The organism is Paenibacillus sp. MER 180, assembly GCF_023713665.1.
GTDB lineage: Bacteria > Bacillota > Bacilli > Paenibacillales > Paenibacillaceae > Paenibacillus_B > Paenibacillus_B suaedae.
In genome coordinates this window covers 84,830-108,695 of sequence record NZ_JAMAVT010000013.1, presented here as the reverse complement: position 1 = coordinate 108,695, position 23,866 = coordinate 84,830, and the positions used below count along the sequence as shown (strand labels likewise).

Genomic DNA, 23,866 nt, shown 5'->3' with positions numbered 1-23,866 from the left:
GAGTCCAAGTCCCAGACGACCAATAAGCATGCAAAAGGGGCAGCATTTGCTGCCCCTTAATTCATTGATAGAATAAGGATGATTTCAGAGTGTTCTACCATCATTCTTCGATAAACCCACTTACGCAAGCGGCTTCGGATTTGTCATCGACAGCAGTTCCTGCATGTTTGACTTTCTTGCATCTCCAAGTGTGCTGCCAATCAGATTCGTAAATCCGTCTATGGTAGCCATCCGTCCGTTGTAGCGTTGGAAATACTTGTGCCAGACGATGTCCAGTGCCTCGGTGCCTGCCTTCTGTACCCATTGCACCATTAGGGCAGCGCCCTTGACGCGGTAGAGCAGCTCAGAATATTGGCCAACATGGAACGCGGGAGTCGTTACCTGCTTCTGGAACAGTACGGCTGGCCATTGCTCGGATGGGATGACGAGGGCTCCAGCATCTGGATCCTTCCATGTATCCAGCGATAAATTTGGATACTGTCCGTTCCATATCGACATCGCCCAAGGTGCTCCCTCCTGTTCGTGACGATAGTATTGAGCTGCGAATTCAGATAATCCTTCTTCCAAAAATCCTTCAGTAAGCGCATTATGTCCGATAGCAAGTGAGAACCATTGCTTGGCAATCGATCGCAGAACATCCTGTGACAGCACACCTTGCTCATTACCCGCTGCACCGAGACGGTTGAACAAGATTACTTCGTTTAAGCTGTCCGTCATTTCGGGGAATGGGGCTTCGGCGAATTTCCAATGCTTGATTGGCAGCATTCCAATCTTATCGGAATAGAATCCGATTGCATCCTGCAGCGCTGCTATATATTTCTTCATCTGTTCCTCGTCCGGCTGCTCGAAGGTGAATACAGACAGTTGTCCGCCACTAGGCAGATCGACCTTCGTCTCTATATATTTCGGGCTTGCGTAGAAGCCGAAATGACGGACATTCTGCACGTTCGAATGAACAATCTTCCTCTCATTCTCCACACGCTGATCAATCAAGCTGCCCGTCATCGCCACATTCCATGAGGCAGGCATATTCAAGCTTACATCGTAATCCGCAGCATAGAAGAAATCACTCTTATATTTCGGATTGTTCGGAACCCGGTTCCAACCTCCTTGAATCGAATCGAAGACGGCTAGCTGCGGCGTCCAGTAAGTACCGCCAACATAATCATCTGTATAGGATAACCGCTGTGCGCCATACGGGACTTGGACTTCATAATGAATGCGAATCGATACGCTCTCATTAGGAGCAAGCCCCTTGTTAAGCGTGACCGTCATCGATTGGTTTGCATGCTTAAATTGCAGTGCTTTGCCCTCTAAAGTCGTTACTTTCTTCGTCGTTATTCCCCCGAAGAACCGATCATCAATGCTTTGACTGTTATGGGCATCATCCTGAGGAGATTGATTGCGAATTTGTTCGTTGCGCTGCTTGAATTGAACAGGCATCGTCTCTGGCTTGCGGTAGCTGTCGGCAAACCAATGGAAGACTAGCTCATTAAGGTTGCGATTGAATACGTTGCGAATCGTAACGACGGCCTGCGATTGTATCGTTCGGGTCTGCTCATTCCAATTGGCATTTATCTGATACTGAATCGGTGAGGTGGAGGCATTCTCCTTCTTCGCCCTGCCCTCACTCTTGCCGCCCCACGCACACCCAGCTAGCAGCTGCGCCATCAGGCAGATGACAAGCAAGGTAACAGCTAGTTTCCATCGTGTTGGACGCGGTTGGAATCGCGATGTGTTGCTCATAGGTGGCCCTCCTTCCGCCGATAAATAGGTAAGGTTGTTCATAATTGTATGTTAACTCCATTGTAGTAGATTTATAGGGAGCATATCTATTGATTTGACTTACGTTAGCTTACAGTTTTGTCATGATCAATGATATGGTACTATTACTTAGGGGGATATGCATTCTATTAATTATGGAAACATCAACAACCTACTAGAGAGAGAAAGGGATGAATTCGGTGATTCTCCGAAAACCGATGTTACCTCACTCGATAACCGAATCCGATATTGTTGTATTGGATTCCCTACGAACAAAGATGAATTTCTTACAAATCACATCGAAAGATGCCGAATGTCTGCGTCGTTTGGCTCCCTACATGGAAAAGTACGCAGAAGCGATCACAGACCGCCACTATGATTTACTGTTCGGATTGCCAGAAATGAAGCGAATGATTGATCAGCACAGTACTAGGGCAAGGCTCAAGGGAACGTTTATCGCCTATTTGCAATCGATCCCTCAGGTCTCATTCGATGCAGAATACGTGCGAATGAGAGAGCGAATTGGGCAGGTACACAGCCGCATACAATTAGAGCCGGAATGGTTCATTGCCTCGTTCTTGCGCGTATATGAGTACTTGGTTCCCATCATCGTGAATGATTTCCGTTCAAATGATGCTTCTGCGATCTTAATGGCGCTTCACCGGATTGTGATGCTGGATGCCCAAATTGTATTGGAATCCTATCAGTCTGCAACGGAATATCGCCTGATGGACAACAATAGCGACATTATGGAAATGTTAATTCAGTCTGATGGACTGCACACACTGTTGATCGCTGCTGAGCGATCCCTTCAAGATGTTTTGGACATTCAGGCTGCTACCGAGCAATTGACAGCTTCCATTGAAGAGGTGTCCGTGCAGACGGCAGATTCTGCTACGAATACGGTGAATATGATAGCGGCGCTTCAGGAGAATCGGAAGATTGTTGAAGAGACGATCGAAGGCTTCGAGAAGATGAATGATTTGTTCTTAGATACACGCACTCGCTTTGACCAATTACAGCGTTCCATGCAGAAGTTAACGGACGTCGTGCAGTTAATCGACACGGTCGCTGGAGAGACACAACTGCTCGCGCTGAACGCTTCGATCGAAGCAGCCCGTGCTGGGGAAGAAGGACGCGGCTTCGCTGTCGTGGCTGGGGAAGTTCGCAAACTGTCTGATCAAACGAAGCAGGCCGTTCATGATGTGTATGATGTCATTGAGAGCATTCAAGGCATGGCTACAGCGGTGCAAGCGCGGACTCGGGATATGTCGGAGCAAATGGATATCCAGCATCATAAAAATAAAAGCGCTTTCGAGCAGTTGGATCGTATGATGCTGTCGGTGGAAGAGGTAGGTTCTTCGGAGGATGCAATCGCTTCCATTGTCGAACAACAAGCGGATGCTACACAAGAAATTACAGCCAGCATGACTGGCATTGTGAAGAATACAGAAGAAATGATGTCTATGGCCAAGGCTACCGGTCAGCATCTCTATACAACCAGTCAATCGGTTGAGACATTGCGCAAGCAATCGCTTGAATGGTTCCGTCATATCGATGATGCACAATGGATTCGAATTATGAAAACCGATCATCTACTATGGAAATGGTGCACGTATAATCGGCTTCTCGGCTTCGATGAGAGTGATCCTGCTGTCATGGAGGACTTCCATCAATGCCGGCTTGGCAAATGGATTGCAACAGAGCAGCAGCGAAGCGATTCGCCAGTGGCCCATCTTCCACTGTTCAAGGAGATGGTGGGGCAGCATGAGATGCTTCATCGCTTGGCAGGCGAAGCTGCTCGTCAGATGGATAATGGCAACCGCGATGCAGCGACAGTATCCTATCGGCGAATGAATGAGATCTCGCAGCAGCTGTTGGCACAGTTGGATGAGCTGAGAACTCAGCTGGAGCGCCGCCCTGCAAAGCAACATGCCTAATCGGTGGGAATGAGATGTAAGCAGATTTCGGTTTGGATTGTCTCGTAAATATAAGATGAAGAGGAACTGAACGGGGATGCGGCTGGATTCTCGCGGGTGGAATTACGTTGTATATAACTAATGAATAAATGAACATATATTGTAATCGTAAATGTAAAATCGGGTTAGGCAACACCATGCGATTCGACACGGTGTATGCCTGACCCGATTTTTTTATGCTTGAAGATATTGAATGAAAAAGTAGATTGGATTGGCAAATTATATGATTTGTTCGACCCTCTAGAGATTACGGCTTAAATTTGGCAGCTTCATCGACCAATTGATGTTTTGGTACCTCATATCTGTCGCTGTACGGGTAATCGTCAATTTCTTAGGAATATGATCCAACCCACCAATTACCATTTCACCAGAATATTTTCGGTACGCATCTTCCGATTCCCCATAGCTTCCAAGCAGGTATACTGTAAATTCATGCCCATGTTCATCACGAGCTGTCCACTGATCACCAGATTTTTCATTAGAGTACCGTCCCGATGCCTTCAGCCATAGTGAGGGCTTTATCCCTTCTGCCTTACTGACAAACGAATCACGAATTCCATTTACCCCGCCTATGCGAATTTCATCACCCCTTGTTTTAAAGACTGCTGGATTGGATTGCAGGTCTTTGACTTCGAGCGATATCGAATCATTCGTATAAATAGGGTAATGATAATTGTCGATTACGAGTTCAGCTTGCTCGGGCAGCTCCGAGAGCTGACCAAATGTGTAGATACAGGTTACGACTTTTTTACTTTCCTCGATATTGCAGCTTGTACGCAGCGGGAATGCTGCTGGCTTGCTTGAAGATTTGTCTCTATAGTAATCACTACTCGCAATTTTCCGACCACTCGGTTCTTGCAAATAGAATCCTATTTCATGATAATAATTTCCGCCTAATCCTTCATTAGGTGGAGCAGCATTAGAAGGTAGTTGGCTCCTAAATTCAATTTGGAAAGCACTCGCATGATGAATCATTCGCGTAGGCTTAATTCGAGTACCATCTGGCGCAACGTACTCCCCTTCTAACGGAATCATTTTCATTTGTTCTCTTGCCGACCTCATATCCATGCCTATTTCAAAGCTCCAATTCCCGTTTACGCGCCAATCCCATCTTTCGAAATCAAAATGATCAACATTCCCCCGAATCGTGATATGATCGCCAGCAGTGGTCTCCTTTAGCCCCATGTCGATCACCAGATATTCATCCCACCACCATTTATCTTTTCTGTTTTCGATTCTGCCCGTTGCATTCGGATCAACGATTGACTTTCCGTTGCTGTCCAACACATCAATTGTGTCCGTTCTGAACAAATTATTCAGATCAACCCCATAAGGCCCAACTACGCGAAGCGCAATAACAAGCCTGGTTGTATCCACCGCAAGTTCTTTTACCTCCAGCGTTATGCCCTTATCTCTTACGGCAACATTAACAAAGCGATGAATACCAAGCTTTTCAGCTTGTGTTAATCCTACATCCGCAGTCATACCTAGCATCGATCTCATCCAATTCGCTACCGTTGGTTGTGTAAGGACGTTGGAAATGACGAGAAACAGAAAAATAACTGACGCGATCCACTTCTTGCGCGAACGTTTTTTTCGTGTAGGCACTGGAGTAGCCATGTGTTCAAAGCTTGGCTCCTTTTCGCCTATATTGCCATCAAATCGATTATTATCTGCTTCAATGGCGGCCATGATGAGATCCGTGAAGGAGTCATCCAGCTTGTCCGGATAAAGAGCTTGATGCATGTCACTCTGTTCCTCCATGCATGCCTCCAAGAGATGCTGGCAGCGCGTGCACTTCTCGATATGATCCATGACGGAACCAAGCTGCCGATTCACGATCAACCCCTCCATCTGTTCATGCGTGAGGCAATTCTCTGACATACTGGCTCCCTCCTTGTTCGATGAGTTTCTTAAGTGATTGTTTAGCTCGATATAGCGCATTTTTCACTTGATGCTTGGACAGATTCGTGATCTCGCCTATTTCTTCGTAGGTGCACTCATTCGTATAGCGCAGCAGGATGACCATTCGCTGCGTTGGGGGCAATTGCTGAATGAACTGCCGTATATGCCGCTGGGATTCTGTTCGCAGATACAGCATTTCCGGTGTGGCCTCGTCCAGCAAGGATTCTTGTTCCCATTCGACCACTGCAAGCTGCTTGCGTTTGAATCGATCCTGATAGGTACGAACAACAATGGTATATAACCATGACGCGAAGCTTCTGCTTCGATCATGATCCGCCAGCTTGCGGTATGCCTTAATAAATGCCTCCTGCGCAATATCCTTGGCATCTTCATGAGTCGCTCCCATCCCTCGTAGCAGGCCGTAGATTCGCTGTTTGTACTTGTTGACTAGAATCGCGTATAAGTCCTGCCTGCCTGCAAGAATTTGCTCGATGATGTCTTTGTCTGACTCGGTGCAGCCCATGGCTCTCCTCCTTTGTCGTTGTCTGTTCATAGATATAGACGAGCCTATCACTTGCAACTTCTCATCGTAGCAAGAAAGATTTTTTGCGAATTTCACGAAAAAAAAGGAGAACCGGAGTCCTCCCTCATCAATTATTTTCTTCTGACACGTTGCGTTCATGAACAACAATCGCCCCGGCACAGTAGTGCTGAGCGGGGCGATTGCGTCATAGCAGCAGATTATCTGCCTCTATGCTTTTCTTTCCGCTTGTGAATGCGAATGCTCCGTTTTTTCTCCTGCAAGGCTTCGCGTTCTTCCCGAGAGCGGCATACGCGCTCCTTCTTTCTGCTCTCGTAGTCAAGACGCAGAGCTTCCTGGGATTGCGTCGATATGCCGCGCTGCTTCATTTCCATTGCGGCACGTCTTGCCAGCCGCTTCGGATTGATGCGGCGCAGCGGCTCTTGGGCGCTCACAGCAGTTTGCGTGATCCGTTCCATTAGCGGCATCATGAATACTTCCACGAATTCAAGCACTTCTGCATCCTTTGGCTCTGCTCCAAATACATGGCGGCAAGCCTTCAGACGCCCATGGACAGTGTCCTCGACGACGCCGATCCAGAACGGACCTTCAAAAAATACGGTTAACTTCACACTCTATTCCCCCTTTGTCATAAAGAGTGAGGGACATCCCAAGGGGGGAAGGTTACTGATCCCGAACATTTTCATGCCGGAACGTTCGGACTACCAACCGAAAACCGTGTTTTTACACTCTTACCTGAGTATATCGCAATTGAACGGAGTTCCCAAGATGAAATTGTCATCGAAATAAGCAGGTAGGAATGAACTTTAGATGGGGGGAACCACATCCGATCTGTGGAGGAGCTCGCGTTGGAGCTTCCACAGATGAACATGGATGATGAGTTGTACGAGTTGATGCGTTACCTATTTTTCGCGTATATCATGTTAGACAAGGTTGAAAAGTCAGAAGCTATTTATCGGATTCAGAATCCAGCTGGCTCCATTTGTTGCCGAATACCGGCGGTGTATATTGAAGCAGCTTCTCAACGAGCTCTGCAGGGTCAGCAGAAGCAAGGATGAGCAATTCATGCTCTTGCTTAACAAATCCTGCTTGGATGGAGTGCCGAACCATTTCCAGCATAGGTGTGAAATAGCCTTCCACATTCAGTACGCCAATTGGCTTCTGATGAATGCCGATTTGCGCCCAGCTAATGACCTCGAACAGCTCTTCAAATGTTCCGAATCCGCCTGGCAGCGAGATAAATCCGTCAGACAGATCGATCATCGTTTTTTTGCGTTCATGCATATCTTTTACTTCAATGAGCTCAGTCAAGTTGGTATGTACAACTTCACCTCGGAACAATCCGCGCGGCATAACGCCTGTTACCTTGCCGCCAAGGCGCAGCACTTCATTGGCTACTTCGCCCATGAGACCGACTTTGGAGCCACCGTATACAAGTTCAATGTTCTTCTCAGCAAGTACACGGCCTAGAGCTTGCGCGCTAGAGGCGAAGTTGGGGTGCGTCCCCAAGTTGGATCCGGAATACACACATAATCTTTTCACGAGTAATGCCTCCTCATCTGGTATACTTCATTAAGTATAGACATCATTGGTTAGGAAAGGAAGTTAATTTACAATGGAGATGAAACCATTTCAACAGTGGGTGCAGCAATTTTATCAGAAGCGGGAATGGTCGCAATATAATTCCTTTATTCGCGTCGGCTTCCTCATGGAGGAAGTGGGAGAGGTTGCACGTGTTGTTCGGGCGCTGGAAATTGGCCGTGACCGTCCAGATGAAGGGGAGCGCAGCCGCGATGAACTGCGTCAAGAACTGGTGGAAGAGCTCGGTGATGTGCTGGCGAATGTCATTGTGCTGTCGGAGAAGTATGACATCGACTTGAGTGAGATTGCACAAGCCCATATGGACAAGCTGACGAAGCGTTTCGGCGGTTGATTCGGTAAGGAAACACCAGGGAGAACTATCGGCAAGGTAAGAGCAAGAGCAAGAGCAAGAGCAAGAGCAAAGTGCTGAGTGCTGAGTGCTGAGTGCGAAAAGCAAAGCTAAGAGTCTAAAGTGTAAATTGCTAAGATCCATCCCGTTGCGGCGAGCTGCGAATCGGATAGATAACAAAGCAAATGATGGCGAATACGAGTGCAACGATTGGGATGCCTGCCAGCATCAGTCTAATCCCCAATATGGCTGCGTCAGGCTGCTGCGCGCTATTGGCAACATAGCCGCTGGATTCGAGTACGGTGCTCATAATAATGGCTTGCAGGGAGACGCCGAACCGAATAATAAATCCATTCATGCCGAAATACATACCTTCGCGTCGTGCCCCTGTCGTGCGCTCGTCCTCGTCGATGACCTCAGAGAGGAGAATGTCGAGTAGGATGATAAGTCCAGCAAGGCTGAACCCGATGAATGCGCCTGCTATATAGGCACTGAGTTCCGATGAGACGAACAGAAGTGGAGCTAAGGCAAACATATAGCATACGATGGCAGCAATCATCGTACTGCGCGGTCCGTAGCGTTTCGTCCAATGCGCCCATACGTACACGAACGGGATCGCAGTAACGAAGACCAGCCCAAGCATAATTGTGTTGGCGCTTTCATTTGCGTGCAGTGCATATTTGGTGAAGAACGGAATCGCCGCGGTCAGAAGAGCAAAGGTCAATTGCACGAAGAAACCGCCCAGTACATAGGCGACAAAAGAACGGTTAGAGAACGTATACGCAATAGCTTTCCATAACCCGATTGAGCGAGCAGATGCCTGCTCATTCTCCTTCGAGCCCCAGATCATCACAGCCAGAAATATAGCGGATATGATTCCGAAGGTAAGCCCCATAGCCCCCCACCCGTATTCGGTATAGACTAGCGGTGGTGCTGCTACCCCTCCAATCATTCCCAGTATGCCGAACATTTGCTTCCACGAAGAGGCAGATGCTCGCTCCTTCATCGTAACGAACATTTCCGGGAACAACGCTGAATAATTGAGGATGACGAGTACATACAGAATATCGTACAGCAGCACGAGCACAAGGAAGTACCAGAACAGCCCGTTACCGGAAGCAAGTGGGAACCAGATGAGTGTAAATACAGCCGCGAGCGGTATCGTTCCAAATGCCATGTAGGGAATGCGCCGGCCCCACCTCGTACGAAACCGATCGGACATATAGCCGAATAATGGATTGAGAAAGGCGCCGACGAGTCCATGGATCACCATTGCTATGCCGATGAGACCTGGTCGGACGCCAAGGATGTCGACGTAATAATAGACAATATAGGCTGCGAACATTTGGGCCAATAAGTTGGCAGAAATATTTCCTGAAGCGAAGGCAGCTTTGCGTGCAGGGGATATCGCAATGCTCATTGTATGACCCTCCTTCTTGTTCCTACATAAGCGGTGGGAGCTGGCCGCGCTGTACATCCCGCAAGTCTCGCCAGCGAATGAGCTGAATACCTTCTTCTGCAATGATACGCCTGATGTCTGGATCGCGGAATAATCTCCATTCCATGCCGCGCTTCTCCCAATGCGGTGTAATGGCCTTTAATTCATCAGATACGATGGAGGGGTGGAGGTACATCTCGGTAATACCGGGAAGAAGACCGCGTAGGAGTGCTTCCGCCTTGGCTTTGACCTGAGCGTACGTCTCTCCTGGAATCCGTTCATAAGGGAGCCCGAGCAGTGTGTCCAGAATGACAACCCCTTTGGCATCTGCCAGATCGATCCGCCTCTTCGCCATCTTCTCGAGCTCTGGATTCAGCTTCATGCCGCCAATACGTCTTGGCATGCGGAACGGCAGTCCATACGCTGCACATACATCAAATACTACGTCAAGGAAATCCCGTCCCGACGCGATTCCGTATAAGCTGCCCATGTGGTTATCTGCATGCGTAATATTGATGCCAATACGTCTTGCCGCTTCAATTTGACTAATCATCTCACAGCGAATTTGCTCAGGATCGGCGAGATGCTCGACGGTCAGACAATCCTCAGGGAAGTAGCCCTCCTCGGTGAGCAGGGTGGAGATGTCTCGTGAGCGGTTCATCGCCGACCATTTATACCCTTCCCACTCGCTCGTGAAGGTGAGGTGTACCCCGATGTCCAGCTCTGGATGAGCGGCACTCCACTTCGCTGCTTCCTTGGCCCAGCCGCATGGCATCATGATGGAGGTGGAACAGATCGATCCCTCCTCAAGCAGCTGCATAATCCCCATGTTCGTTGCATGACACATACCGAAGTCGTCGGCATTAATGATGAGCAGACGATCGGTTTCCTCATACCCCAAAGCTCTCATGACGTTCATGGCCTTCGCCTCCATGTGTGATTGATCGATGCGCATGAATCGATTCGTGTTTATGCAACTAAATATATTCGAGAATCGGCGGCAACTTGCACTTGCGCTCAGATATAATGATGGTTTACTAACGGGAGTATCGATTTCCCATGCGCGATGAGAGGTGGGAAGTACAATAGAGCTAGCTGTTATCGCTTAGGGGCATCCTTCGATTACGCAGATATGCTTCTGATTCGGAGGCAGCTCTAATATGTTAATCATAGGTGAGATGGCATCCATGAAGGAGGGCTGAACGATGACATGGGATATCATTCGCATACCTTGGACGACATATCGGGGGGCAGAAGCAGTTGAACGACTGCCTGAGGCTCTCCTTCAGTTGAAGGATGCTTCGACAACAGCAGAAGCGGAGCTGGCCAGTGCATCGATAGAAGCAATTGTGGTTGTGCAGGGCGCCCTGTACGAGGTGGCTGTACCGACGGCAATTTGCTTGCTAAGCATGATTCAGAATACGACGGAGACGGCACGCCCGTACATGTTGGAACTGCTTGTTCTCATTGCTTCCGGCGAGCCAGCAGATCTTGAGTTGGAGTACGGAAATCCGCGTCTGGCAGATGCTTGCAAGCGGGAAGTTGCCCGAGGAACTGCTGTATATGCCCACCTGCTTGAGAATGGGCGCGCGGCTGAGCGGCTGCATTGTATCGATTTACTAGGGTTGTGTGCGAAGCGGGATCGGACGGTAAGAGAGCGGGTACGCTGGATGTTCCGGCGAGTGCTGCAATCTGAGAGGGATGAACGTATTCGGGAGTTCTTGTCTTATTGGCTGAGGGAGCTGGTGTAGTTATCGACAGGTTTATTTTAAAAACAATGGTACTTACGTTAAGGAAAGATGTAATCTATAATGAACATGAAATTAATGGCTATAGCAATACCGCGTCCAAATGAACGTTAAGGCATGCATTGTACCTGATGCCATGCCTTTTTTTTGTTTGAAAGCTTTTTTAGCTTCTGACTTTGTTGCGGGATATAGAAATATTGGAAGGATAACCAACGATTCAGCTACAGTAATAACAGGGAAATATTCAGCGCTAGGCATTTCCTCACCAAATGAACGTTTACTACAGGCTCGCATAGTGATCATTATTTAATGTTGGGGATTCGACATGGTGGAGAGATTTCAATAGAACGATATAAAAAATATCCAAAAAATAAAGTGTTTGTTCGAAAACGATGGGAAATCTAATTAAAAAGTGGATGGAGTAAAATCAAATGAGAAGTCCGACCATTTAGGCTGGACTTCTCTTATTTAAATAAAGAATATCGCTAGTTGTATTTGAATACTAGCTTTTTAATGTCTATACTGCCAGATGCCTGATTATCGGTTCCTCGAATAATTACGTATACATGAGCGCGTACAGCCCCTTGCGGGACTTGCCCGTTATTTCTCAACGTTACAAAATCTGTAGTTGGTTGAGATTGTTCGGTAATGTTTGCCCTGATAAATTGGTTATTAACATCCATAAAATCGATATATAACTGCACTTTAGCGCGTTCCAAGTGCTTTACATGAATCGTTCCACTAACTTCAAAATTTCTCGCTGGATCGACTTTTACATTTTGGAAAATGCTTAGTGCGCCGTTTGTTTGAATCCCGGAACCCGAAATACTTTGAGCATGTTGTTGATTCATACGCTTGAGTTGAAAATCGTTATTCTCAACTAACCATGACGCTTTATTCCAAGCATCGCCGACTTCATCTTGATCGGGATAAATCATAAATTCAGGATTAGATAATAAATTTCGTTCACTTGAATATTGGAAGTGAATGGAGTCGACATACATGCTGCCGGATGACTGATTTGTCAAACCTCGAATGATTGCATAAACGACTACTTTCTGGGCATTTGCAGGGGTTGTCCCTGAATTCGAAAGAATGATAAATTGTCCATGTGTTGGGTATTCATACTCTGTAATATTGGCACCTATAAATTGGCCTTTATCATCCATAAAGTCCAAATACAATTGAACCTTACTGCCTTTCAATTGCTCAACTTGGAATAATCCGCTAATCGAAAAGTCTCGATCTTCCTCCACTTTTATCGTTTGACTAACAGCAACCATGTCATTGACTCCCATTTCTGATGCAGAAATCTTCTGGACAGGGTTGTTCTCGAATCGAACGGTTTCGAAGAGTGATTTGCCTGTACTCCATACCGTCTTTCTCCAATCGTCTGCTAACTCAGAGCCAAGATTAGAATGGAATGAAGGATTAGATACTTGATTGTGATCAAAGCTATATGCAAATCGGATGGAATCTACATTAATGATTCCTGAACCTTGGTCATTGGTTGCACGAAGAATGGTGTATACGACTGCTTTTTTTGCTGAAGCAGGAACTCGGCCATGATTTGTCAGAGTGATAAATCCACCATTTGTAAGCTGATCCCATTCCGTGACGTTGGCTCCAACATAGCTTCCGTCAGCACTAATGAAATCTATGTACAATTGAACCTTCGCTTGATTTAACTGTTCTACGTTTAATGTAGCATTTGTAACAAATTCTCTGTCTGCGGCGACATCGATGATCTGACTAACGGCAACAATACCGTTGTTGACGATACCCTCACCAGTTATTTTTTGTAAATTTTTATTTTCAAACTTTACAATAGAGAAGCTGCTGCTTGCTGCACCCCATGTTTCAGTTCTCCAATCTCTCGCCTCGCCGGTTTCCATCGTTTCCTTGAAATAAGGGTTGCGTACTAGATTCTTAGGAATCGTTACTGCATTTTTAATTATTTTCTTGCCAATCATATTTCCATTCTTATCGTACTCATATTTTGTTTGGGTGTCGTTAGAAATCGTTTTCACTAATTTGTTATTGGCATCATATTCAAATTCTGTTATCTCTGAAGCAAAGGCTGAAGTAATTGTTGCAGGAGCCCATCCAAATAGCAAAAGTAATATGCAAAACAGTTTTTTCATTCACTTTGAACCTCCAATGATGAATATATGAGCATAGTATACATAGAAACGCTTCCAAGTGGTGATAAAAAGAAACACGATGTTGCAAAATACTCCAAAATAATACCCGCTAATTAATAATTATGTAAATTAATGTCTGTAAAATTGTGTAGGTCAGTAGATATAGTAAATATAGAATATATCAAAGATAAGGTAGGGGTATATGTGAAGGATGCCAAGAAACTACTCTTCTGCATAACCATAATGTTTGTTCTTATGGTTGGGGCAAACATTTTTAGAGGTGAGAAAGCGCTTGCGCAAGAAGGGAAACAGGAATCACAGCTTGTGTTTATTAATTTGTCGACTGATGCGAAGAAGAACGATTACATATATGATTCTGACGGAAAATTGATCGCTGCTTTTCTATCAGACGGAACTTATATGTCTTACATTTATGATTCTAACGGAAACCAAACGAATCGGAAAAAAGTAAACCTGTCGATACAACCGACAATTAATTTATCGGCTCATTCCTATGAGATCTATATAAGAGGGATACGAAGTAACGCTGAACAGATCTATTTCCCTACATGGACAGAGCATAATGGCCAGGATGATACGGAGTGGATCAAGGGAACGAAGGTGTCAGACGGAGTATGGAAGGCGACTGTATTTTTCAAAAATCACGGTATGGAAACAGGCTCTTATATTACTCATATTTATGATGGGGATCGTATGGTTGCAGCGACAATCGTTAATGTGGGCATGAACGTGAAAGTGCGCAGTCCACAAAAAGCATCATTGAAGGACGAGTCATACGATATTTACATAGATGGCGTAGGCGAAAATGTGAATGAAGTTAGGTTTCCAACTTGGACAGAGGCAAATGGCCAAGACGATCTGGAGCAACCTTGGATTAGAGGAGTCAATCAAGGCAATGGCACATGGAAAATAACGATTCCATTCAAGAAGCATAATTATGAGACAGGGAAGTATATCACGCATATTTATAGCTTTGACAAATACGGAAACAACATGATGCTTGGCGGAGCAGAGGTAAATGTGACGGGTGGAACTCAGTATCCGATCGAGACGAATCTACCAAGTGTATCTTACGATATCACCATCTATGGTTTGGATCATAATACTCAGAAGGTTCAATTCCCAACGTGGACTGATCACAACGGTCAGGATGATTTGAAGTGGATTGAGGGAAGTAAAGTAGCGAATGGAGTATGGAAAGCAACTGTACTTTATAGTGAGCATAATCAGGAGGCTGGAAGCTATATTACCCATGTCTATGCGGATGGGAAGTTTGTAGATGGTTTTATCGTTACGGTTCGCGGTAATAACGTTCAACTTAGAGCTCCGCAAGAGGTGAAGAAAAGCGACGGTGCATATGAAATTTTAGTAGAAGGAATCCCTAATAGCATTAATGAAGTCAGATTTCCAACATGGACGGATCATAATGGTCAGGATGATCTTGAAAATCCGTGGGTGAAAGGAGAAAAAGTAAAGCCGGGTGTATGGAAAATCCGAATTCCCTTCAGCAAACATAATAATGAATCAGGTACTTACATTACGCATGTCTACACGGTTGATCAATACGGGAATATGATGGCTGTAGCATGGGTGCATGTTCAGGTAATAGATTGAGTACTCATAAGTATTTTTATATATGATTTCGATCAAAACGGGAATCGTACGAGCAGCATAAAACAATGAGATTCGGATGAGGAAGGAATCATATGAAAAAGATACTATTATCACTACTAATATTTCTTGTAACAATGCTGTCAGCGGGTACGAGTTATGCAGGGAACAATGTCATTTATGAATATGACGCAAATGGGAACTTGATTCGAAAATCTGCTGTAAATGTTGCAGAAAGTGGCTAAATTCCCACCGAGAAAAAGACGTTTACAGGAAAAGAAAAAGTTGCAATCAATGCCAAGGGAGTTAGCAGTGCTAATAATGCGAAGACAACCGTTCAATTTTGGATGTACTGGACGGGTCAAGACAATTTGATGCCATTTAGCTGGCATTCTGGGTATACACTTTGGCTTAACAGCAATGTGTTTGGTTTCAATACGGAGAATGGGGACTTATTTGGATTTCCAGCCGAGAGTATCGCGAACAAATGGGTTCAAATTACAGCCATATTTAATAACGGGGACATTACAAAAAGTGAAATCTATGTAAATGGAACAAAGCAATCGTTACAACATTACGGCCAATCATTGGTTAAATCTGTGTCAGATCATGCGACTATTTCTGGCTGGGCAAAGAGTGAGGATTATCGCTTCAAAGGACAAATATCTGATCTTAAAATCTGGAAGCGGGCGCTAACACAAACCGAAATTTCCAGCAGTGTATTTTCGAAAAATCCTGTAGCACTAGCAGATTTGGTAGGAGAATGGAAGCTAAGAGATGAACCTGTTCAATCATTGAAGTTCAACGGATTCCAACAAATGAAATTATCAGGAATTCAAGTGGATTCGACCCAAGGTGCACAGACAACCGTTCAATTTTGGATGAAGTGGGACGGGAACCAAATCGAAATGCCTTTTAGCTGGGCGAATAGTTCTTACGACTTGTACTTTAATGATCGATTATTTGGCTTCAATACAGGCAATGGAGACTTGTATGGAACCTCATCTGATCCGCTAGTAAATAAGTGGGTTCACGTATCTGCAATATTCACGAATGGAGATATATACAAAAATGAGTTGTACATCAATGGCGTTAGACAGACTCTTGCGAAGATAGGGACTGCCTCTAATAGAAATGTTGCAGATAGTGCTTACTTCTCTGGTTGGAATAATGATACCCAATATCAATTTCACGGAAATATAGCAGAGTTGAAAGTCTGGAATCGGGCATTAAATCCAATCGAAATTGAAAGTGAAATGTACAAAACGCCAGCCATCGGCTCCAATTTAATCTATGTGTATTAACGATATGAGATAGGGAGGTGGATTGATGAAGGGTAAAATCATATCCCCACTTTCCAAACCAAAAATATAGTGTGAGTGGTAGATTGCTAATCGAGCGAATGAACAACGCAGGCTTCTGCGTAGCTATTCATTATTTTGATCCTAATTACAATTTGGTTGGTGCAAAGACCTCTTTTACATATGGAACCCCATCTAGTTGGTTTACATTTACCGGGGAATTAACGCTACCAACAGGTGCAGCGATTGCGAGGATTCATTTTACTTGCAGGAATCTTCCAGTAATGGCTACGGAACTATCTATTTAGATGCGCTGAAGAAGATTCAAGGCACTGCGACTGATCTGTTTTATAATTCGTCATTTCAAGATATTCATGCAAGAGAATCGAATGCAGCTGGCTGGTCGGTATGGAAATCAGAAGGAAGCGAAGGAAATGTATATCGCACAGATGTAGGGCCGAGGCCGGGGCAATCTTCTCAAATGATTGATGCTAGAAAGATGACTTAACCATTCGTCGTTATCATTTGCTCTACATTATTTTGATCCAAATTATAAGCTAGTTGGAGCAGATACACCTGCCCATGTGAATACATCTATGGACTGGACAAGATTGCAGGGACAATTTACTCCTCCTCCTAATGCGGCACTTGTTCGGGTACATTTTCACCTAAGTGAAACAGGCACGAATGGAAAAGGAAAGGTATATGTTGCTAATACTAGATTGAAAAGAATGAATTAGAAATTGATAAGGAGAGATATATTTTGAAAAAATGGTTGTCAATCATTCTCGCATTTGCTTTATTGTTCACCAGCATACCATTGATATCGGCAGAAGATAGGTTATCGATTGATATTCCAAACAAGGAAAATCATCCATCGGTAACTACAAGTGTGTATGATAGCGTATATGGTCCGCACGCAACATTCACGGATTTAAACCCAAACGAGCTTATTACGATTACCTCCTTAACTGAAACCTTTGGCGTGACCAGGGATTGGGTGACGGAGGAACTATTCAAGGGCTACGAGCTTCATCAAATCTATCAAGGATTGAAAGCAAAGCAGCAGGGAAGAGACTATGAGCAATTCATGACCAGCACCTATCCGAAGCCTGCTCCAGATCCGATAATTGAGCATCAAGAACAAATGAAGAGTGTATCAGAGGCTGTATACCAAGCCAGCGTAACGGAACAGGTCTATGGGAAAGAGAGCCCGTCGGTGACGGATCAAGTGTATGGATTACGGGAGAAGCGATCGTTAGCTTTCCTTAGCAATAATCTATACGATGAGAAAGCACTACGCAATCGTCCAATCCGGCTGGATCAAGCGCCTTACTCCGTCGGATCCGTTAGCGATCATATTTCTCCTGTAGACGGATCCTTGCGTGTGGAAGTCACGGATATGGTTATGCCTGGATCGAACGGCATGAATTTTGCGCTGCGGAGAATTTATGACAGTTCTTTGGCGAAAGATGATATCTATGTAAACGAAAACGGTAGAAACAGTACACAGGCGACTCAGGAGGAAGAAATATTTCATCTCGGTAAGGGATGGATTTGGGATATTTCGTTTATAAAGCGGGTCAACAACTATCGCTACATTTATATTTCGGGTGTTGGTACATACGGGCTGGAAGATGATCGTTTGGTAGGATATCCGCTCGGCGATTTGGTCTTTATGGAGTCAAATAAGTTATTGCAGTCCGATGAGCGAGCCTCTTATGAGCTTCTCAATAAGACGACTGGAGTCAGCCAATATTTTAATCATATAGGCAATCTTATCTTCATCGAAGACACAGATGGAAACTATATTCAATTCTCATACAAGTATCAGCCGGACATAGGGTGGGTTCTGCATCAGATCAAAAGCTCGACCAGAGACTACCAAGGCAAGAACGAAATGAATATTTCCTACAATGGAAATCATACGGTTACTATTCAAAGCGGAGATCGAAGGGTGATCTATAAGAAAGAAAGAGTCAAAAAAATAAAGAACGATTATCTGTACCGGGAGCAGGATATTTTAACAGAAGTGATCGATCCAATGGGTCGCTCGACCAAGTATGATTATGGCGTATGGAAGCCCTTATTTTTTAATTTAGTCAGCTCGTATTCAGAAATACCTGAAGGATCTGAAGCATACAGGGTAAATTGGGGAGAGAACGAGGTTATCGCACTTGGCGTAATAGAGCATCCGACCAAAGCCATTACGGAATACGGATTTGATGGCGCGATTAAACGGAAAATCGGAGATTTCGCGGAGGAACGTGTGGTGCGATATAAATCTCGCCGCAGTTACTATAGTTCATCCCAATATACACAAAAGAATGAAATGACCCTTAAATATACAATGGATCATAGTAACGTGAAAGATAGAGCGGGGATTGGTGATGGAGGAAAGTACATCGAGCAGGATTTTAGGTTTTCTGTGGATGTGTACGATAAATACAAAACGACAACCTATACGTACGAGAAGCAGTTTGTTGCGTACGATAAACCTTCGGCAATCTATAACACAAAAACGGAAGTTAAGGATCTACAGACAAATGATAGACAGGTGTTCAATTATGCATATGACAGATTCCGAAGGAATCCGAATCCGACCCGGATTGAAGAGACGCATTATCAAGAGGGATATGCATCTGCGCCTCGTATTACTACGCGTGAGTATGATTATTGGGGACAACTGACTTCGGAAACGAATCCGATCGGCATAACAAGCCGTTATGAGTACAGAGACGTAGTAGAGAATAAGCTGTTCCGCATGAAGAGTAGTAGTGTGCCGATGGATCAGGGAATGACGCTGAGCTCTGAATATGAATACGATCGATATCGCGGGGGATTGAAGCAGGCCGTTTCCAAAAATGATCGAGGCGAAATTGTCCAACAATTGAACTATGAGTATGACTATGCCGGCAACCCGATTAAGATTCGGATTAAGGGAGATGTCGGGGAAACGACTATTTATCAAGACTTCAGCCCTAAATTCAAGAGCATGTATCTAAGCGAACAAGCCGTAGAGGTAAAGAACGTAGAGGGCAAGAATGAACTCGTCAAAAGTCAGATGGAATATATTCCGGAGAGCGGGCTTCCAACGAAATATACAGACGGTAACGGAAACCAGACCTCCTATACGTATGACAAGCTGGGACGAATTACCGCCGAAATTCATCCCGACGGAACGAAGACGACCGTCGTATATGATGATCAGAACAATAAGATGTTCATTACCAATCCGAACGGGCTGCAAATCGAGAAACATTTCGATCCGCTCGGCAACCTGATTGCTGAAACGAATGGGCGAGGCATGGCTCAGCACACGTATGATGAGAACGGCCGGCTGATTCGCAAAGGGGACTTTAACGGATCCGTGATTCAATACGAGTATGACGCCTGGGATCGGATTATTAAGGAGAAATTTGGTTCCAGATCGAACCGCGTTGTCTATAACGATGCGGCAAACACCAAGACAACCTTCGACGGAGAAAATAATGGAATGCGTGAAACGTACGACATTATGGGTAGAGTCATCAAGAAGGAAGAAATCAAGTCGTCGGGTCAAGAAGTTTTGTTAGCTCGCTATGAATATGACTATGCGGGGAACGTTAAGGTAGCTTACGACGGAAACCATAATGTGACGAAATACGAGTATGATGTACTGGGACGATTGATCGCCGTTACGGATGCTGAAGGGAAGACGACGCGGTATCGGTATAATCTGTCGGGTGATATGGTCGAAGTCAAGTATGCGGACGGAAATACCGTGCAGAAGCGGTATGACGGCATCGGCCGTCTGCTGGAGCAAACCGATCCGAACAAGCAAGGCAAACGCTTCTATTATGACGGCAACGGCAGCGTGATCAAAAGCATTGATCGGAAGGGACAGATCCAACAGTTCGAATACAATAGCCGGGGCTTCCTGACGGCCGTCGTAGCGCCGGACGAAAGAGTTTCGTATAGCTATGACGCGACAGGCAAACGGACGACAATGACGGATCAGACAGGGACAACAAGCTATGCGTATTACCCATCGGGCGAACTCGAATCCATTACGTATCCGGACAAGACGGTGTTGTCATTCAATTATGAGAAGCGGGGATTGCGCGAAGAGCAAGCTATAGCGTCGGGCGCCTACCGCCTAGCAAGTCAGACGGAGCGACTTTTCTCGATTTCAGTGCCAAGGAGCATGAGAGTAATGGATGGCACCGGAGGAGAGCTGGCTCGATTTGAATATTCGTATGATGACTCCTATCGGATTGCTGATTTGAAGTCTTCGAGCGGACTGAATGAAGTCTATTCCTATGATGGAATGAACAGGACGGGCATCCAGCAGAAGCAAGGAGATGCGTTGTTTGGAAACTACAGCTATACCTATGATAACAATCGCAACATCATAGCGAAGAATGATAACGGGGCGTTCTTCCAGTTCAGCTACGATCCGCTGAACCGAATCAAGACATCAAGTCAGTTCAATGAGGCATATTCGTATGACCAGCGGGATAACCGCAGCACCCTGCAAAGCGATCAGGTACCGAACATCAAGGGGGCAAGCTATACTTACGACAGCCGCAACCGTCTGACCCAAGTGACAACAGAAGATGGCAAAGCTGTCAGCTACCGCTACAACGGGGATAACCTGATGGTGGAGCGCGCCGAAGGCGGCGTAACGACCCGTTACTACTACGATGATCGGGCGAAAATCGTAGCCGAAGGCAAGGTGGAAGGGAACGGCAGCATCACGATTACAGCATCGTATGTCCATGACGATTACGGCAAGCTACTGGCTCGTCAGGTTCCAGGACAAGGTATGCAATATTACGTATCCAACGGACACGGCGACATTACGGAGATTCGGGATGCACAAGGCAATGTATTGAACCGCTATACGTACGATATCTGGGGCAATCCATTGGTACAAGAGGAACAGGTTCCGAACATTTTCCGTTACTCGGGCGAATATTGGGACGCAGCAACGAATCTGCAATATTTGCGCGCAAGATGGTATGATCCAAGTGTAGGGCGGTTTATTAATGAGGATACGTATGAAGGGGATATTAAGAGTCCGCTGAGTTTGAATCTGTATACGTATGTAGAAAATAATCCATTGAGATGGTTAGATCCAAGTGGACATATTAAAGATAGTTTCGGTGCGACATTATCGATGCCAAAAGATGCAGATGAAGCAGCCAAGTTAATTTCACAAGCAAAAAATAACTGGGCATATGCCCAACAACAGATTTCAGCAATAAAATCAGGCAAAGGAACGGGAATGTTATGTAAGGGCTGTAACAGTGTAGATACGTGGAAAAGTTATCAAAACAGTATGCACTCATGGGCTGAACGAATAAGGAAAACTCAGTTTGTTGGTATTTCTGCATATATTAAGGCAGAAGCGGGGGCATCTCTTGCTATTGGAGGAAAACTAGGTGCAGAAATCAAAGATGATAAAATTAAATTGTATTATATCTCAACTTATGGTCAAGGAGGAGCAAACATATCTTTAACAGGAGGATTTTCACAAACTAACGATTCAACGGGGAAAATGAATAGTTGGACAGGAAATGCAGGTGCTTCTTATGGAGCCTTTTTTCTCGGCGAGGCTAGCCTTAAATCAGATATGAAATATTTGGAATTCTCTGTTGGGGGGGGGATTGGAGCTGCTGCTGAAATATATCTATTGCCAATCTCAGGGGAAAAGGAATATTCAGCAACTTGGGACTTACCATTCAATCTAGGAAAAAAAGGTGCAATATTACCATCGTATGTGGGTGCTCCTAGTGCTCAAGAGTGGTTAGATATGATTGGAGGAAAAGGGTGGTAGAAGAAAGGGGTGCTTAATGAGTCCATTATCATTAATTGGGATTGTAGCTGTGATTTATTCACTGCTTCAAATTACTATCCCGGATATAATTTTGAGCATGAAACCATTCGGTGTTAAGACACGAGAAGCAGTTAGAGTTGGAGGATTCATTACATTACCAATAGGTATAATAATAATTATAGCTGACTTGGTAATGAACTAAGTTGAAAACTGGTTAAATGATTTTGACAAGTAAGGTGTATGATGAAATTAAGACCTTGTTGGGATTTTTAGTCCCTTCAAGGTTTTTTCTTTGACCCCACCCAGTGCTGAATGAATTGGGTGGCATGTCTCGAAAAAACCTAACCCTCATCAACCCCGTATGATATTTTTCTTATACGGTTGTGCGCACATATAAGTGTTGAATAATATCCCCCTTTATGACAAACCTCCTTTATTGTCATAACCCCGAAATCATCAGATACCACCGTGTTTTGATGCAAATACCTTACCTTCGCTTTTTCACAGTTTTTCCGAAATGTATTGATGCTGTAAATAAAATTGCAATGAACAGACCTTCCAAACTGATAGGGAGGGTGAGAAAGGGAATATCGCAACTTTGAAGATACATAGTCCGACTATTAGGGTGTGGATTAACAACAAAAAATATCATTTTGCTTAACAACTATCTGGATATATGTAGCGATGTTTATTCTGTAAGAACAATTTGGTAACGTGCCAGTTAACATAGAATAGGTAAGGCAATGTGAAGGCTAGCCACCTTGCCCTCTAATATAGTCCGAAATTCGTTAAAAAAATTTCGGGTTGGGGGCTGAGTATGGAAGACATACAAGTTTCAATTGACCGAATTGTAGTTGATTTTACGGATGTATTTTGGGATTTCTTCAACCAATTTCACTCAACTTTACGTACCCATTTTAATGCTAGGTTCAATGTGCAGGAGAAAGGGTTTAAATATCATTTACATGTGAAGGATGGAAGTCATTACTTACACATTTCTTATCAACTTGCCTTTGTTCCTAAGTCAAGAAAAAACGTATTAAGAATTGAATGTCATCCTGATAGTATAGTTCATTTCAAGTCATGGCTGTTGCCTTTGAGAAAAGTATGCCGTGAGGTTTTGTTTGTTCGATGCGATGTAGCATTCGATATTCCGTTGCCTATAACTGAATTGTTTACATTATCTCTAACAGGGCGGAACATGCACACTTGGAAGGGGACTCGATATTCCAATCAGAGGCATCAACGGCAAAACGCAGGGTATTGTAGAGTTTATGATAAAAGGTTGGAACTAAAGGAAAATCACGGGGAGATAATCAAAGGAGAGTTGACGAGGTTCGAAATCGTGTATGCTCCGAAAGAGAAGATACCACTTCATCTTTTGGTTCAGTATCCACCTTTGTTCAACGAGTATTATCTGTGTGCTCATCTGATATCACCGGAACAGTTGAAACCGAAACTACATCAAAAAGTAATAGGGTTGATGAGTGGTGAATTAGAACAACGTCAAATAACAGGATATTACCGTAGGAAAATAGCGGATGAAATGAGGAAACGCCCAATGCTTGATTTTGATAATACAGCGGCGGAGCAATGGGAGGATGCTATAACACTACCATGTGCAATACTGGGCGGCGTTGTCAGCAAAGTTCCAGTTGCATAA

Annotated in this window: 16 protein-coding genes; 8 read left to right on the top strand and 8 right to left on the bottom strand. The window is 44.7% G+C overall.

The window, feature by feature from the left end; all coding sequences use genetic code 11:
• Positions 1 to 120 precede the first annotated feature (120 nt).
• Complete coding sequence (locus tag M3661_RS20610; protein ID WP_251488179.1) at positions 121 to 1,746, bottom strand: gluzincin family metallopeptidase; 1,626 nt, start codon at positions 1,744 to 1,746, stop codon at positions 121 to 123.
• Positions 1,747 to 1,955: 209 nt separating this feature from the next.
• Between M3661_RS20610 and M3661_RS20605 the strand changes: the two genes are divergently transcribed.
• A complete protein-coding gene (locus M3661_RS20605; protein WP_285853150.1) occupies positions 1,956 to 3,704 on the top strand; it encodes a protoglobin domain-containing protein in 1,749 nt (582 codons plus the stop codon).
• Positions 3,705 to 3,983: 279 nt separating this feature from the next.
• Here the strand turns inward: M3661_RS20605 and M3661_RS20600 are convergent, their stop codons facing one another.
• From M3661_RS20600 to M3661_RS20585, 4 genes are all read right to left on the bottom strand, one after another.
• Positions 3,984 to 5,627, bottom strand: coding sequence for a DUF4179 domain-containing protein (locus tag M3661_RS20600; RefSeq protein WP_251488175.1), 1,644 nt, complete (start codon positions 5,625 to 5,627; stop codon positions 3,984 to 3,986).
• Positions 5,602 to 6,171 carry an RNA polymerase sigma factor gene (locus M3661_RS20595; RefSeq protein WP_065293954.1) on the bottom strand — a complete coding sequence of 190 codons (570 nt, stop codon included), beginning with the start codon at positions 6,169 to 6,171 and terminating at the stop codon, positions 5,602 to 5,604. The genes M3661_RS20600 and M3661_RS20595 overlap by 26 nt, the downstream gene beginning before the upstream one ends.
• 218 nt (positions 6,172 to 6,389) lie before the next feature.
• Positions 6,390 to 6,800 carry a YjdF family protein gene (locus M3661_RS20590; protein WP_065293955.1) on the bottom strand — a complete coding sequence of 137 codons (411 nt, stop codon included), beginning with the start codon at positions 6,798 to 6,800 and terminating at the stop codon, positions 6,390 to 6,392.
• Positions 6,801 to 7,137: 337 nt separating this feature from the next.
• Entirely contained in the window at positions 7,138 to 7,731 is a 594-nt protein-coding gene (locus M3661_RS20585; RefSeq protein ID WP_044355891.1) for an LOG family protein, read from the bottom strand.
• A gap of 73 nt (positions 7,732 to 7,804) precedes the next feature.
• On the opposite strand from M3661_RS20585, the gene M3661_RS20580 reads away from it, so the two are divergent.
• Positions 7,805 to 8,122, top strand: coding sequence for a MazG nucleotide pyrophosphohydrolase domain-containing protein (locus M3661_RS20580; RefSeq protein WP_021257581.1), 318 nt, complete (start codon positions 7,805 to 7,807; stop codon positions 8,120 to 8,122).
• Positions 8,123 to 8,252: 130 nt separating this feature from the next.
• Here M3661_RS20580 and M3661_RS20575 read toward each other — a convergent pair whose 3' ends face one another.
• Positions 8,253 to 9,539, bottom strand: coding sequence for an MFS transporter (locus tag M3661_RS20575; protein WP_251488172.1), 1,287 nt, complete (start codon positions 9,537 to 9,539; stop codon positions 8,253 to 8,255).
• Positions 9,540 to 9,561: 22 nt separating this feature from the next.
• On the bottom strand, positions 9,562 to 10,476 hold the full coding sequence (locus M3661_RS20570) for a polysaccharide deacetylase family protein (protein ID WP_065293957.1): 915 nt from the start codon (positions 10,474 to 10,476) through the stop codon (positions 9,562 to 9,564).
• Between the two features lie 286 nt (positions 10,477 to 10,762).
• On the opposite strand from M3661_RS20570, the gene M3661_RS20565 reads away from it, so the two are divergent.
• Positions 10,763 to 11,308 (top strand): hypothetical protein, encoded by a 546-nt coding sequence (locus M3661_RS20565; protein WP_251488169.1) that lies wholly within the window; start codon positions 10,763 to 10,765, stop codon positions 11,306 to 11,308.
• Positions 11,309 to 11,790: 482 nt separating this feature from the next.
• Here the strand turns inward: M3661_RS20565 and M3661_RS20560 are convergent, their stop codons facing one another.
• Positions 11,791 to 13,449: a hypothetical protein gene (locus M3661_RS20560; RefSeq protein ID WP_251488165.1), complete on the bottom strand. Its 1,659-nt coding sequence runs from the start codon at positions 13,447 to 13,449 to the stop codon at positions 11,791 to 11,793.
• Positions 13,450 to 13,773: 324 nt separating this feature from the next.
• Between M3661_RS20560 and M3661_RS20555 the strand changes: the two genes are divergently transcribed.
• The 5 genes from M3661_RS20555 (at position 13,774) to M3661_RS20535 (ending at position 23,866) form a co-directional block, all read left to right on the top strand.
• Positions 13,774 to 15,084, top strand: a complete 1,311-nt coding sequence (locus M3661_RS20555) for a GBS Bsp-like repeat-containing protein (protein WP_251488162.1) — start codon at positions 13,774 to 13,776, stop codon at positions 15,082 to 15,084.
• A 242-nt stretch (positions 15,085 to 15,326) separates the two neighbouring features.
• On the top strand, positions 15,327 to 16,385 hold the full coding sequence (locus M3661_RS30530) for a LamG domain-containing protein (RefSeq protein ID WP_311279602.1): 1,059 nt from the start codon (positions 15,327 to 15,329) through the stop codon (positions 16,383 to 16,385).
• Between the two features lie 262 nt (positions 16,386 to 16,647).
• Complete coding sequence (locus tag M3661_RS20545) at positions 16,648 to 16,890, top strand: hypothetical protein (protein WP_251488159.1); 243 nt, start codon at positions 16,648 to 16,650, stop codon at positions 16,888 to 16,890.
• Positions 16,891 to 17,145: 255 nt separating this feature from the next.
• On the top strand, positions 17,146 to 22,203 hold the full coding sequence (locus M3661_RS20540) for an RHS repeat domain-containing protein (protein WP_251488155.1): 5,058 nt from the start codon (positions 17,146 to 17,148) through the stop codon (positions 22,201 to 22,203).
• 817 nt (positions 22,204 to 23,020) lie between these two features.
• Entirely contained in the window at positions 23,021 to 23,866 is an 846-nt protein-coding gene (locus M3661_RS20535) for a replication initiation factor family protein (RefSeq protein WP_251488154.1), read from the top strand.